The 12,700-nt window shown below is 64.1% G+C and carries 13 protein-coding genes and 1 pseudogene; 7 read left to right on the top strand and 7 right to left on the bottom strand.

Annotation, left to right across the window (positions count from 1 at the left end; translation table 11 throughout):
• The first annotated feature begins 30 nt into the window (after positions 1–30).
• The 4 genes from GWG67_RS20780 to queA all read left to right on the top strand — a co-directional run bounded on the left by GWG67_RS20780 (position 31) and on the right by queA (position 2,705).
• Positions 31–594 carry a peptidylprolyl isomerase gene (locus GWG67_RS20780; RefSeq protein ID WP_275171171.1) on the top strand — a complete coding sequence of 188 codons (564 nt, stop codon included), beginning with the start codon at positions 31–33 and terminating at the stop codon, positions 592–594.
• A gap of 8 nt (positions 595–602) precedes the next feature.
• Positions 603–1,028, top strand: a complete 426-nt coding sequence (locus GWG67_RS20775; protein ID WP_275171170.1) for a hypothetical protein — start codon at positions 603–605, stop codon at positions 1,026–1,028.
• Positions 1,025–1,489: a peptidylprolyl isomerase gene (locus GWG67_RS20770; protein WP_275171169.1), complete on the top strand. Its 465-nt coding sequence runs from the start codon at positions 1,025–1,027 to the stop codon at positions 1,487–1,489. Before GWG67_RS20775 ends, GWG67_RS20770 begins: the two co-directional genes overlap by 4 nt.
• A 142-nt stretch (positions 1,490–1,631) precedes the next feature.
• On the top strand, positions 1,632–2,705 hold the full coding sequence (gene queA, locus GWG67_RS20765) for a tRNA preQ1(34) S-adenosylmethionine ribosyltransferase-isomerase QueA (protein WP_275171168.1): 1,074 nt from the start codon (positions 1,632–1,634) through the stop codon (positions 2,703–2,705).
• 100 nt (positions 2,706–2,805) lie between these two features.
• On the opposite strand, the gene GWG67_RS20760 is transcribed toward queA, so the two are convergent.
• From GWG67_RS20760 to GWG67_RS20745, 4 genes and pseudogenes are all read right to left on the bottom strand, one after another.
• Positions 2,806–3,843 (bottom strand): aspartate-semialdehyde dehydrogenase, encoded by a 1,038-nt coding sequence (locus tag GWG67_RS20760; protein ID WP_275171167.1) that lies wholly within the window; start codon positions 3,841–3,843, stop codon positions 2,806–2,808.
• 218 nt (positions 3,844–4,061) lie between these two features.
• A complete protein-coding gene (locus GWG67_RS20755; RefSeq protein ID WP_342761050.1) occupies positions 4,062–4,664 on the bottom strand; it encodes a PepSY domain-containing protein in 603 nt (200 codons plus the stop codon).
• A gap of 248 nt (positions 4,665–4,912) precedes the next feature.
• Positions 4,913–5,659 (bottom strand): TetR/AcrR family transcriptional regulator, encoded by a 747-nt coding sequence (locus GWG67_RS20750; protein WP_275171165.1) that lies wholly within the window; start codon positions 5,657–5,659, stop codon positions 4,913–4,915.
• 134 nt (positions 5,660–5,793) lie between these two features.
• A pseudogene (locus GWG67_RS20745) lies at positions 5,794–7,001 on the bottom strand (patatin-like phospholipase family protein).
• 203 nt (positions 7,002–7,204) lie between these two features.
• Between GWG67_RS20745 and tgt the strand changes: the two are divergent.
• A complete protein-coding gene (gene tgt / locus GWG67_RS20740) occupies positions 7,205–8,353 on the top strand; it encodes a tRNA guanosine(34) transglycosylase Tgt (RefSeq protein ID WP_275171164.1) in 1,149 nt (382 codons plus the stop codon).
• Positions 8,354–8,386: 33 nt separating this feature from the next.
• On the opposite strand, the gene GWG67_RS20735 is transcribed toward tgt, so the two are convergent.
• Positions 8,387–8,605 (bottom strand): hypothetical protein, encoded by a 219-nt coding sequence (locus GWG67_RS20735; protein ID WP_275171163.1) that lies wholly within the window; start codon positions 8,603–8,605, stop codon positions 8,387–8,389.
• Positions 8,606–8,828: 223 nt separating this feature from the next.
• On the opposite strand from GWG67_RS20735, the gene cysK reads away from it, so the two are divergent.
• Both cysK and GWG67_RS20725 read left to right on the top strand, forming a co-directional pair.
• A complete protein-coding gene (gene cysK / locus GWG67_RS20730; protein ID WP_275171162.1) occupies positions 8,829–9,806 on the top strand; it encodes a cysteine synthase A in 978 nt (325 codons plus the stop codon).
• Between the two features lie 3 nt (positions 9,807–9,809).
• Positions 9,810–10,052, top strand: a complete 243-nt coding sequence (locus GWG67_RS20725; protein ID WP_275171161.1) for a BrnA antitoxin family protein — start codon at positions 9,810–9,812, stop codon at positions 10,050–10,052.
• Positions 10,053–10,126: 74 nt separating this feature from the next.
• Here the strand turns inward: GWG67_RS20725 and GWG67_RS20720 are convergent, their stop codons facing one another.
• Together GWG67_RS20720 and GWG67_RS20715 are read right to left on the bottom strand one after the other, a co-directional pair.
• Positions 10,127–11,557 carry a caspase family protein gene (locus tag GWG67_RS20720; RefSeq protein ID WP_275171160.1) on the bottom strand — a complete coding sequence of 477 codons (1,431 nt, stop codon included), beginning with the start codon at positions 11,555–11,557 and terminating at the stop codon, positions 10,127–10,129.
• Positions 11,558–11,760: 203 nt separating this feature from the next.
• Positions 11,761–12,636, bottom strand: a complete 876-nt coding sequence (locus GWG67_RS20715) for a DMT family transporter (protein WP_275171159.1) — start codon at positions 12,634–12,636, stop codon at positions 11,761–11,763.
• Between the last annotated feature and the right edge of the window lie 64 nt (positions 12,637–12,700).

The following is a 12,700-nucleotide window of genomic DNA, read 5'->3' as shown; positions in this document are numbered from 1 at the left end:
TTCCTGTCTCATCTCTGATCCGGAGTTAGCATGATCCGAATTCTCGCATTTGTTGCCGCGGTTCTGTTCGCGGTGCCGGCCTTCGCGCAAGCCTTGCCGGCCGGCGTCGACAAGGCCAACGCCATCGTCATCGACTCCACCAAGGGCCGCATCGTGATCAAGCTGCGGCCGGACCTTGCGCCCCAGCACGCCGAGCGCATCAAGCAGCTCGCGCGCGAGGGTTATTACAACAACGTGCCGTTCCACCGCGTCATGGACGGCTTCATGGCGCAGACCGGCGATGGTCAGAACTTTAACGGCACCGGCGGCTCGAAATATCCGAACCTGAAGCAGGAATTCTCCAAGGTGCATTTTGCGCGCGGCATCGTCGGCATGGCCCGGCGCGGCGACAGCGTCGACACCGCCAATTCGCAGTTCTTCATCATGTTCGCCGACGGCGGCAGCCTCGACAACCAGTACACCGTGATCGGCGAGGTCGTGCAGGGCATGGACGTCGTCGACAAGCTGAAGAAGGCACCTCCCGGATCAAGCGGCGGCACCGTCACCGATCCCGACAAGATGGTGAAGGTGCAGGTCGCTTCCGACATCAAGTAGGAGAGGCGATGGCGCGCAGCGGTGGCAAGCTCCTGCTAATTGCCGCGGTGCTGCTGCTCGGCGTCCCCGGCGCGGTCGCCGAGGACGCACAGGTCAACACCATCCAGGACATCTTCCGGCATCTGCGCACCTGCTGGAAACCGCCGCCCGCCGCCAGGGCCCGCCCGATCGACATCACCGTCATCGTGAGTTTTAACCGGGCTGGAAACATTCTGGGCCATCCGAGGATTACCTATGAATCCGCGGAGGCCTCCGACGATGACCGGCTGCAATACCGGGTCGCGGTGATGGAGGCATTGCAACGCTGCACGCCGATGCCATTTACCGATGCGATGGCCGGCGCCGCTGCGGGGCGTCCATTCGCGATCCAGTTTCGCAACCGCAAAACTTCACCTGACAGGACTTCACCCCCAACCCAAGAGAGACGAGCATGAGCGCCACCGAAAACACCCTGATCCTCGAGACCACGCAGGGCCCCGTTACCATCGAGATGCGGCCTGATCTTGCGCCCGGCCACGTCGCGCGCATCAAGGAGCTCGTGCGTGAAGGCTTCTACGACGGCATCGTGTTCCATCGCGTGATCGACGGCTTCATGGCGCAGACCGGCTGCCCGCAGGGCACCGGCACCGGCGGCTCCGGCAAGAAGCTGAAGGCCGAGTTCAACAAGGAGTCGCATGTGCGCGGCACCACCTCGATGGCGCGCGCCGCCAGCCCGGATTCCGGCGACAGCCAGTTCTTTATCGTGTTCGACGACGCCCGCTTCCTCGACAACCAGTACACGGTGTGGGGCAAGGTCACCGAGGGCATGGAGAACGTCGACAAGATCAAGCGCGGCGAGCCCGTGCAGAACCCCGACAAGATCGTCAAGGCGCGGATGGCGGCTGACGCGGAGTAGGCGTTCAACCCTCATGGTGAGGAGGCGCGTAGCGCCGTCTCGAACCATGAAGGCCGAGCTGCAGCAGCGGGGCCTTCATCCTTCGAGACGCGCGTTCCGCGCTCCTCAGGATGAGGAGCGACTGTGCGGCCCCGAGCACGCGATGCGTACTGACCTCTTCGATTTCGACCTGCCCGCCGAGCGCATCGCATTGCGCCCGGCGAGCCCGCGCGACTCCGCGAAGATGCTGGTTGTCGATCACGGCACGCTGCGCGACCAGGTCATCGCCGAGCTGCCGCAATGGCTGAAGCCGGGCGACCAGCTCGTCGTCAACGACACCAAGGTGATCGCGGCGCAATTGAGAGGCCGTCGCATCGGCCGCGAGACCGAGCCGAAGATCGAGGCGACCCTGATCAAACGCCTCGACGGCTCGCGCTGGCAGGCGCTGGTGAAGCCCGCCAAGAAACTCATGGCCGGCGACCGCGTCCGCTTTGGCAATGAGGGCAAGGTCTGCCTGCTCGGCCATCTCGACGCCGAAGTCGAGGCCAAGGGCGCAGAAGGCGAGGTGACGCTGTCATTTTCGTTCCACGGCCCGACATTGGATCAGGCCATCGCAGATCTCGGCAGCCCGCCGCTGCCGCCCTACATCGCCTCGAAACGCACGCCTGACGATCAGGATCTCGCCGACTACCAGACCATGTTCGCCGCGAATGAAGGCGCCGTTGCCGCGCCGACAGCCGGCCTGCATTTCACCCCGGCGCTGGAGCAGGCGCTGCACGCGCGCGGCGTCGGCATCAATCGCGTCACGCTGCATGTCGGGGCAGGGACCTTTCTGCCGGTGAAGGTGGACGACACCGAGGGCCACAAGATGCACGCCGAGTGGGGCACGCTCTCGGCCGAGACGGCGGAGCGGCTCAACACCGCGCGCAAGAACGGCGGCCGCATCATCGCGGTCGGCACGACGTCGTTGCGCCTGCTCGAAAGCGCAGCCGGCGAAGACGGCACCATTGAGCCGTTCGCCGCCGAGACGTCGATCTTCATCACCCCCGGCTATCGCTTTCGCGCCGTCGATGTCTTGCTGACCAATTTCCATTTGCCGAAGTCGACACTGTTCATGCTGGTGTCGGCATTCTCCGGGCTGGAGACGATGCGACAGGCCTATGCACACGCGATCGCGACCGGCTATCGGTTCTATTCGTATGGCGATGCGTGTTTGTTGTTTCGGGCAGAGCCGTAGGGTGGGTTAGCCGTAAGGCGTAACCCACCACTTCTGTTTCTGCGGATGGAGACCGTAGTGTGGGTTACGCTTCGCTAACCCACACTACGCAACTTTTGCGCTAAGCCATCACCCGCTGAGGCAAGAGCTCCGCGATCTGCACCGCGTTGAGCGCTGCGCCCTTGAGCAGCTGGTCCGCCGCCACGAACATCGAGATCGAATGCCCGGAGGGGTCGCTGAGGTCCTTGCGGATGCGGCCGACCAGGACGTCGTCCTGCCCCGAGGCGTCGATCGGCATCGGGAAGTAGTTCCTGGCGCGGTCGTCGACGATCCTGACGCCGGGCGCTCGCGCCATGATGGCGCGGACCTGATCCTCGCTGATCGGCTTCTCGCATTCAAAGGTGATGGCCTCGCAATGAGCCCGCAACACCGGCACGCGCACGCAGGTGACGCCGATCGCGATGTTGTCGTCCTCGAAGATCTTGCGGGTTTCGTTGATGACCTTGGTCTCTTCGTCGTTGTAGCCGGTGTCGGGGTCGATCGCCGTGTTGTGGTTGAAGAGATTGAACGCGTAAGGATGCGGCATCACCTTCGGCGTATAAACCTGCCCGTTGAGGTTGGCGCGGGTGGACTCGACCAGCTCCTCCATCGCGGCAGCGCCGGCGCCGGAGGCAGCCTGGTAGGTCGAGATGATCACGCGCTTGATGCGGTTGGTCTGGTGGATCGGCCACAGCGGCACCAGCGCGGTGATGGCGGCGCAGTTCGGGTTGGCGATGATGCCCTTGTGGTCGCGGATGCGGTTCGCGTTGATCTCGGGGATCACCAGCGGCACGTTCGGGTCCATGCGGAAGGCGGAGGAGTTGTCGACGACGACGGCACCCGCCTTGACCGCGATCGGCGCGAACTTCTTGGAGATGCTGCCGCCGGCGGAGAACAGGGCGATGTCGACGCCTTCGAAGGCGCGTTCGGTCAGCTCCTCGATGACGACGTCTTGCCCGCGGAACGACACCGTCTTGCCGGCCGAGCGGGCGCTGGCCAGCGCCTTGAGCTTGCCGACGCGAAAGCCGCGCTTGTCCATGGTGGCGATGAATTCGGCGCCCACCGCACCGGTGACGCCGACAATCGCGACGACGGGATCGTTACTCACTTTGTCCTCCATTGATTTGAGAATTCAGACAACAAAAAAGCCCCGGACCAACGAGGGCGGGGCTTCGGTAGAGTGGATTGCGTTCTAGTCGACGACTACACGCGCACGCCTCCCCGGGCCCCGAAGGCCGTGGTGGTTTTGGTCGTGCGTTTGGTGGTCGTGAACATGGCGGGAGCTTATGCGGGAGAGTTTTGCGCCCGTCAATGGCTTTTCGGCGGGATTGGCCGCCGCTATTTGGTCCGGGCGCCCGGCGGTTCGAGGATGACCTCCTTGAGGTTGTCGCCACTGATGACGACGATCGCGAAATTCAGCCGGCCGCGTTCGCGCACCAGCCCGCCGCTGATCGCCTTGCCGGAGGCCGCGCGTTCGGCCACGTGCACGGCATCCGCAAGTCGGTGCTTGATGGCACCGAGCGCTGCGAGGTTGCTGCGGTCGTCGAGGTCGAGCTCGGCGAGAGGGAGGGCGGCTTCGCCGCCGACGAGCTCGCCGGTCGCGGCATTGATGGTGTGGCGCCAGATCCGGTCGTTGTGCAGGGTCTTCACCCGGTAGACCGGCACGCCGGAGGCCCCGTCGAAACTCACATCCGCCGTGGTGGCACCGGCGTGGCGGGCTTCTGCAATCGCTATGGCCTGGTTGATCGAGATCGACGAGCTGCGGAAGCGCTCGATCTCGCGACTGACCGCTTGGCGGTCGATCTCGGCGTCACCATCTGTGTCGCTGTGAAGGGCGGTCGGTGTGCCCGTGCTCACGATCGCTCGCGCCGGCGCTGCGAGGAGGAGTGCGGACAGGGCGATCGCGAGCAATCCCGAGATCCGTCGTTTGGCTGTCGTCATGCTCGAAACCTCGGCCAGCGAGTGTGCCGGATGATCGTAAAGAATTTGCGGCCGACCTTGGGCTTCGGTCGGCCGCTGAGCGTCGTGACGGGCTGTACCGCCGCGGCGATCGAGGCGGTGCGGACCTCTTTGGGGCTGGTGAAAAAGCGATCCGCATCGCCCTATAATTAAACCATACCGTATCGTTTTGTTTTGGTCAACGGCGCGGGCGCGGGATTCCCTGGAAAGATCGCAACCTCACGGAATTGTCAGCGCGACGGGCGCCGCCGCCGCGTGGTCTTGGCGGCGTCCTGGAGGCGGTCCGGGGGGCCAAGCGCACCGGCCAGGAACAGCTTGATGGCAACCCGCATGCGCTTTTCGGTGTCTTTCAGCTCGAGCGTCGTTCCGAACGTCGCCATGCGGTGGGTGTGCCCCACGACGACGTCGAGAAACACCTCGGCCGCGATCGTGGTGTCTTCCATGTCGAGCGCGCCTTGCGCCACCAGATGGTCGAAGAAGCGCGCCGTGGTGGCGACGGCCTTGAGCCAGCCTTCTTCCTTGCCGAGCTTGGCGATATCGGGGAAGTTGATGGCCTGTGACGTCATCATGCGGCTGAAGGCGACGGCATCGGGACCGCAGGTGAAGCTCAGCATCTCGCGCCCGATCTCGACGAGCCGCTGTTCGACCGAGATGTCCGAGGCGCTGCCGAGCTGCGTCTCGGCGGCCGCGGATAGCGGTGCAAGCCATCGCGCGATCTCGCGCCGCAGCACGGCGGCGAACAATCCGCGCTTGTCTCCGTAACGGGCATAGACGGTGGGCTTGCTCACGCGCGCGGCTTCCGCGACTGCATCGAGCGACGTGGCGTCGAAGCCGCGATCCAGGAACAGGCGGGTGGCGACCTCGATCAGCCGCTGATCGCGCTCGATAGCGGCGCTTTTCGTCGGGCGGCCGCCGCGCGATTTCGGCACCTCGCGCCGCTGAGCTGCCGGTCTTGTCTTGGTCGCAGTCAATCCCATGCCCAATGATTCCTGCGCGGTCGTGACATCAGTGATTGCTCTATAACGCGCAGTAGCGGGTGCGTCATGGCTAATCTGGCCGGATGGGCCGCATCGTCAACCGTCTCGGCACCGCCCCGTTCCTCAGCGAGCGCTTACGGAAGCGTCGAAGTCCAGGCTTGGCCTGAAGCGGCCTTCTCATATCCGTACTGATACAGCGCCCGCATATAGGCGGTGTCGAACCCTTCCGAGGGGGCGGCCGGATAGTCGCGCGCGATATAGGAGAGATGGAAGCCCAGGCGGTTGCGCCTCGCGAAATCATAGGTCGAGAAGATGATCGAGCGGGTCTGCGACTGGGTGATCGACGACAGGCTGCGTGAGGCGACGTCGATGGTGCTGTTGGAGACGAGCTCGAAATTGCGTTCGATCTTCTTGTTGACGAGGATGTAGATGTCCAGCTTCGCAGGGCGGGAAGGCGACTGCCCTGGAAAAGCAGGGCTTCCGGCAGTGTCAGCACCGGGGCTGTCACGCCGCCGTCGACATGCATCTCCTGAAACCTGCGGCCCTCGCCTTCAGCGTCGATCATGATCGGCGGAAACACCAGCGGGATGCTGGCGGAGGCCGCCATCACGTCGCGAAACAGCTTGAGCGCCTCAGGCGTGCCGACCGCCGCGATCCTGCCCATGTCCCAGATCGCGGTGCGCTGGGTGTCGAGATCGGTCGTCACCACCAGCAGCCTTCGGCCCTTGGCGTTCTCACGCGCGACCTGCGCCATGATCTCCGGTCCGACATAGCGGGCGACGAGCTCGCGCAGACGCGTGTTGCCGAACAGGCCGGATCCGAACAGCACGCGCATGATGCTGGGATCGCTCAACAGGCTCTCGGCGACGCCGCTGGTGTAAACCTCCTTCAGCGTGTCGTCATATCGCGAGCCGAGAAACGCAAAGGGTGCAATCAGACCGCCGGTGCTCACGCCCGAGACGACCGAGAACGTGGGACGGGATCTGGCCGCGGTCCAGCCGTTGAGCACGCCGACGCCGTAGGCGCCATCGGCACCCCCGCCTGACAGCGCCAGATAGGACTTGGTCGCGGTGCTGGTGTCCTTCTCGAAGCTGAATTTCGTGATGGGTTCGTCGGCGTAGCGCCGGAGGCCATCGATATCGAGCACGCGCGACGTGCTGGCTTCGGTGGCCGTATAGGGTGTGCGGGGCAGGGAGGTGCAGGCGCCGAGCGCCAGGCTGCACGTCAGGACCAGCAATCCGAACAGGCGGGCGCCGGTCTGCCTTGTCCAGCCATGCGAACAGGCGGACGTGTCAGTCGAACTTGAAGGAAAGGGCATTGTCGGTGGCTGGCGATCACGCATCTACCGCCGCCGGCAACATCGCCGCGGCAGCTCGTCCAACCCCCAAGGTAAAACTACACTGTATCGTTTTGTTTAACAAGTGCTGCGGGCGCACAATTCCGTGTCGGATATCAGTGTCCATTGTCCCAGTCTGATGCATCAGCCGGCCGAAGCATCGCCTGAGCGGGTTGATCGGCCTGCTCCGACACGCAATAAGCACCGTCATGAATCGTCCTGACACCGGTCTGCCCAATCATTTCGAACTGCTCGCCACTGATGGCGCCGCGCGCACCGGGCGCCTGACCACGCCGCACGGCGTGGTGCGCACGCCTGCCTTCATGCCGGTCGGTACCGCCGGCGCGATGAAGGGCATGCACTGGCGCGAGGTGCGTGAGGCCGGTGCCGACATCGTGCTCGGCAACACCTATCATCTGATGTTGCGTCCCGGCGCCGAGCGGATCGCAGCACTTGGCGGCTTGCAGACATTCACCGGCTGGAACGGGCCGATGCTGACGGATTCCGGCGGCTTCCAGGTGATGTCGCTGGCGGATTTGCGCAAGGTCAGCGAGCAGGCCGTGACGTTTCGTTCGCATATCGACGGCGCCAAGGTCGAGCTGTCGCCGGAGCGCTCGATCGAAGTGCAGCGTTTCCTTGGCTCCGATATCGCCATGCAGATGGACGAATGCGTGCGACTGCCCGCCGAGCGCGCCGACATCGATCGCGCGATGCAATTGTCGCTGCGCTGGGCCGAGCGAAGCAAGCGCGCCTTCGAGAGCGCTCCCGAAGGCTACATGCTGTTCGGCATCGTGCAGGGCGGCGACATCCCCCAGCTTCGCCATGCCAGCGCGCAAGGCCTCATCGAAATCGGTTTCCATGGTTATGCCATTGGCGGCCTCGCCGTCGGTGAGCCGCAGGCCGTGATGCTGGCGATGATCGACGAAACGGCGCCGCTGCTGCCGAGAGAGCGGCCGCGCTACCTGATGGGCGTCGGCACGCCCGACGACATCCTCGAGGCAGTCAAGCGCGGCATCGACATGTTCGATTGCGTGATGCCGACGCGCAATGGGCGGCATGGCGTTGCCTTCACACGCTTCGGCCAGGTGAATTTGCGCAACGCGCGCCACGCCGACGATCCCCGTCCGCTCGACGAAGAGAGCTCCTGGCCGTCGGCGCGCAGCTACGCGCGCGCCTATTTGCATCATCTCGTCAAGGCGGGCGAGACGCTGGGCGCGATGCTGCTGTCCGAGATCAATATCGCGTACTACCAGTTCCTGATGCAGGGCATCAGGGACGCGGTCGCACAGGGCACGTTCGAGGCGTTCTATCGGCGTACGCGCGAAGACTGGGCGAGGGGCGACATCGCCCCGCGCTAGGTCAATTCCGCAAGGTCGGATGAAGAGGAAACGTCAGTTGCAGACGATCCGCTGCTTGACGGCGTGCTTGGTCACGAAGCCGTAGCCGCAATTGTCGCAGGTCCAGAGATAGCTGATGAGGTGTTCCGACACATACGCAGAACCTTCGGCGGCGACCATGGAGTCGGCGCAGACGGGACAGGTGGGCAACTCACTGCACCGCGGAGCGCGGTTCGATGCGGCGGTCGACAACACTTCAGCGACTGCTGACATCGTGGTGACCTCTCAGCTTTGAGACCTAAGTCTAACATAAGCAGAATCAGTTGACGAGGTCGCAACACAAATGCCTTGGTTTTCTGATAATTGCAGCTCACGCGATTTTGCGATGCAGCGTATTTAACATGTACCGCAATGCCGCTTGCGTGTCGCCGCAGGCTGTCTGTAACTGCGCAAGAGCTGCAACAGAAGCGCAAATCGTCGCCACAGGGAGTTGATCATGGACGCATCGTCCACCACGGGTGCAGCGCACCAGCCCGGCCGCGGCCGGATCTACGACTCGATCGTCGATGCTTTTGGCGACACGCCGATCGTGCGCTTGCGCCGGCTGCCGGGCATGCACGGCGTGAACGCGACCATTTTGGCCAAGCTTGAATATTTCAATCCCGCCGCTAGCGTGAAGGATCGCATCGGCGCGGCCATGATCATCGCCATGGAGAAGGCCGGCATCGTCAAGCCCGACACCGTGCTGATCGAACCCACCTCCGGCAATACCGGCATCGCGCTGGCCTTCGTCGCGGCGTCGCGCGGCTATCGGCTCAAGCTGGTCATGCCGGAGTCGATGTCGATCGAACGCCGCAAGATGCTGGCTTTTCTGGGCGCGGAGCTGGTGCTGACACCGGCCGCGCAAGGCATGAAGGGCGCGATCGCGACGGCCGAAGAGCTGTTGAAGACGACGCCGAATTCGGTGATGCCGCAGCAGTTCAAGAATCTCGCCAATCCCGAGGTGCACCGCCGCACCACTGCAGAGGAGATCTGGAACGACACCGGTGGCAACATCGACTTCTTCGTCGCCGGCGTCGGCACCGGCGGCACCATCACCGGCGTCGGCCAGGTGCTGAAGCCGCGCAAGCCCTCGCTGCGCGTGGTCGCGGTCGAGCCCGAGGAAAGTCCGGTGCTGTCGGGCGGCCAGCACACGCCGCACAAGATCCAAGGCATCGGTGCGGGCTTCGTCCCTGACATCCTCGACCGCTCGGTGATCGACGAGATCGCGAAGATCAGTTCGACGACCGCAATCGAGACCTCGCGGGCCTTGGCGCGGCATGAGGGCATTCCGGGCGGCATCTCCTCGGGTGCCGCGATCGCCGCGGCCCTCGAGATCGGCAAGCGGCCGGAAGCTGCGGGAAAGACGATCCTGGCTATAGTGCCGTCGTTCTCCGAGCGGTATCTTTCGACGGCTCTGTTTGAGGGAATTTAGGACATGGCGGATCAACCACCGAGGCGGCCGCGGACGTTGGGCGATGCCAGAACGGAGGCCGAGGCGGCGTTCAAGAAGGTGACGGCCAAGGTCGCCGCGGCGCCGCCAAAGCAGAACGTCACGCCGGGGATCAAGGAGCAGGTCACGCTGCGGATCGACCAGGACGTGCTGGAGCATTTCCAGTCCGACGGCCCCGGCTGGCAGGACCGCATCAACGAGGCGCTGCGCAAGGCCGCGGGGAAGTAGGCGCCAAAGGTTGGGCGACTCGCAACGAAAAAGCCCGGCGCGAGCCGGGCTTTTGTATTTGCGATTGGCCTGCCTCAGCGGCGGAACATACCGCCCATCATGCCGCCGACGACACCGCCGACGAAGGCCGCTCCGGCAGGATCGCCGCCGCTGCTGCGATGGGGAGCCGGTGCGGGCGCGCTGCTGGCCGCGGGGGCGGCGGCCCGGCGGGCTGCCTTCTGGCTGCTGTCGCTCGCGGTCGGCGGGCCGGCCACGACCTCCGAAAGCAGAGCCTTGTGCTGGAGCTTGTTCAGGTAACCTGACGCGGGATAGCCGCGCGCCGCCTGCCAGCGCTTGAGCACCGATCGCGTCTCGTCGCCGAACACGCCCGTTTGTTTGTTGTCGAAGCCGAGCCCGCCGAGGCGACGCTGAACGTCGCGGCGCTGGTTCTTGTCGAGGCCGATCTGGTCCTCGGTAAGCTGGCTGGCCTCATCGGTGAAGGTCGCGGGATCGACGCCAGCGGTGAGGGTACGCGTCGCGGTCGAGGGGCCGCTCTTGATGGCCGCGAGGCGTGCCAGCGCCAGCGCCTTGAACTGGCCGTTCGGATAGGCCGAGAGATAGGCGTTGAGCTCTTCCGACTTGTTGCTCTCCTTGACCGAGCGCCAGTATTCGAGCTCGACACCGTCCGAATTGCCGCCCGTCGCCATTGGCACGCTGCCAGCAGCCGTCGGTGCTGCATTGGCGACCTGGGTCGTCGGAGCCTGGTTGAGATAGACCGCGCCGATCAAATTGGTGTGGCCCCAGGGCAGCTGACCCTTGTGGGTCTCCTCGTTGACCTGGGCGCGTACCGACGTCATCGCCTGCTGGATCTCGATGCCAGGTTTGGTGATGTTGTCGATGAGCGCACGGGTGAACGGGCTGTTGTTGCCCTCCTGACCGTCGAGCGCGGTTTGGCCCGGGCCGGTGGCGAACGCGATCAGCGTGCCTTCGCCGGATTTCATCTCGGCAAGACCGCTCTGCACGTTGACGCTGCGGGTCGCGGAGTTCGACTTGATCTTGGCGGCGAACGGATTGTCGCGGCAGGCGTCAAGGAAGACCAGCTTGACCTTGGCGTCGCCCATGGTCTGCTCGAGCGTCAGATCGATGTTGATGGCGGCACCGAGCTTGACGTCCATCTCCGACTTGATGTCGGCGTCGACAGGCAGAAGATAGTTGGAGCCGCCGACCGCGATGCCGTGACCGGCATAATAGAACACTGCGACATCGGAGCCCTGTGCCTTGCGGCCGAAGTCCAGCAGCTTCTCAGTCATCTGGTCGCGCGAGAGGTTCGAACCTTCGATCACCTCGAAGCCGACATTGCGCAGCGTTGCCGCCATCGCCTTGGCGTCGATCGGCGGGTTCGGCAATTGTGCGACGTTCTTGTAGGTGCCGTTGCCGACGACGAAAGCAACACGGCGATCGGCCTTCGCGGCACTGATCGACAGTGCCATGCACATCAGCGACGCAAGGAGGGTGAGAGTGCGCATCTGGAATCCCCAACAGAATCGAATTGCAGGCAGCAACAAATTGGCAACGAACTTACACGAAGTGCCCGACTTGGCGCCACCAAAACGGCAGTTCGTCGCGTTCAACCCGCTGCTGTGTGGCAGAATGTGCACGATGGAATGCCGCTCCAACGTGATCCAAATCACACGGCCACTTGGTTTTGTCGCGCGAGGCGGCGCGAGGTTCAGCGTGCGGGAGCAGGAACCGGCGGAGCTGGCTTTAGATTCAGGAGATTGCCGAACAGGATCAGCGCGGCGCCGACCACCGTCCATGTGTCAAGCCGCTCCGAATACAGCAGCCAGCCAGCGGTCGCGGTCAATGGAACCCGCAGGAAGTCCATGGGAACAACGATGGTCGCATCCGCATAGCGCATCGCACTGGCGAGGCAGTAGTGCGAAAACGTGCCGCAGACGCCGATCACGCCGACCCATGCCCAGACATAGGCGGAGGGCCACGTCCAGACGAACAGCGTCGGAATGAAGCCTGAGACCGATTGCACCACCAGCATCCAGAACAGGATCGATAGCGCGCTTTCGGTGCGGGTCAGCGATTTGACGAGCACCATGGACACGCCAAAGCCCATCGCGGCGCCGAGCGCAATGAGTTGACCGGGATTGATTTCGCCGGTGGCGGGTCGGACGATGACGATCACACCGATAAGGCCAAGCGCGATGGCGGCGATCTTCCACGGCGTCATGCGCTCGGAGAGGAGGCTCGCTGCGAGCAGCGCCGTCCAGATTGGCATGGTGAACTCGATTGCCACCACCTGGCCGATCGGGATCAGCGTCAGTGCGAAGAACCAGCCGAGCTGCGCAACATAGTGCACCAAATTGCGCCCGATGTGCTGCGGCAGGCGCGATGTCCTGAGCACCTTGAAGCCGCCGGCCCGATAGATGATCGGCGAAAGCAACAGGAAGCCGATCAGTGAACGCACTTCCATGATCTGAAATACATTCAGCTCGCGCGTGGTCTCGCGCCCGGCGACCGCCATGACCAGCATCAGCGACAGCCAGCCCGCCATCCACAGGGCAGCCATCGTTTTGGACGGTGTCGTGTTCATGGGCGGAGGTTTGGGAGGCGAGGGTCCTGAGGGAGGGCCGGTATCGGCGACATCGTCGCCGTTT

It is taken from the genome of Bradyrhizobium sp. CSS354, from assembly GCF_029051725.1.
Taxonomy (GTDB): Bacteria; Pseudomonadota; Alphaproteobacteria; order Rhizobiales; family Xanthobacteraceae; genus Bradyrhizobium.
Note: the sequence above shows the minus strand (reverse complement) of the source record. Positions and strands in the feature narration are given on the sequence as shown.

What these genes read in the sequence shown, in the direction of transcription:
- GWG67_RS20720 (WP_275171160.1), bottom strand. Translation starts at nt 11,557, where the DNA reads ATGCGCACTCTCACCCTCCTTGCGTCGCTGATGTGCATGGCACTGTCG.
- GWG67_RS20715 (WP_275171159.1), bottom strand. Translation starts at nt 12,636, where the DNA reads ATGAACACGACACCGTCCAAAACGATGGCTGCCCTGTGGATGGCGGGC.
- GWG67_RS20755 (WP_342761050.1), bottom strand. Translation starts at nt 4,664, where the DNA reads ATGACGACAGCCAAACGACGGATCTCGGGATTGCTCGCGATCGCCCTG.
- GWG67_RS20735 (WP_275171163.1), bottom strand. Translation starts at nt 8,605, where the DNA reads ATGTCAGCAGTCGCTGAAGTGTTGTCGACCGCCGCATCGAACCGCGCT.
- queA (WP_275171168.1), top strand. Translation starts at nt 1,632, where the DNA reads ATGCGTACTGACCTCTTCGATTTCGACCTGCCCGCCGAGCGCATCGCA.
- GWG67_RS20775 (WP_275171170.1), top strand. Translation starts at nt 603, where the DNA reads ATGGCGCGCAGCGGTGGCAAGCTCCTGCTAATTGCCGCGGTGCTGCTG.
- tgt (WP_275171164.1), top strand. Translation starts at nt 7,205, where the DNA reads ATGAATCGTCCTGACACCGGTCTGCCCAATCATTTCGAACTGCTCGCC.
- GWG67_RS20725 (WP_275171161.1), top strand. Translation starts at nt 9,810, where the DNA reads ATGGCGGATCAACCACCGAGGCGGCCGCGGACGTTGGGCGATGCCAGA.
- GWG67_RS20760 (WP_275171167.1), bottom strand. Translation starts at nt 3,843, where the DNA reads ATGGAGGACAAAGTGAGTAACGATCCCGTCGTCGCGATTGTCGGCGTC.
- GWG67_RS20780 (WP_275171171.1), top strand. Translation starts at nt 31, where the DNA reads ATGATCCGAATTCTCGCATTTGTTGCCGCGGTTCTGTTCGCGGTGCCG.
- cysK (WP_275171162.1), top strand. Translation starts at nt 8,829, where the DNA reads ATGGACGCATCGTCCACCACGGGTGCAGCGCACCAGCCCGGCCGCGGC.
- GWG67_RS20770 (WP_275171169.1), top strand. Translation starts at nt 1,025, where the DNA reads ATGAGCGCCACCGAAAACACCCTGATCCTCGAGACCACGCAGGGCCCC.
- GWG67_RS20750 (WP_275171165.1), bottom strand. Translation starts at nt 5,659, where the DNA reads ATGGGATTGACTGCGACCAAGACAAGACCGGCAGCTCAGCGGCGCGAG.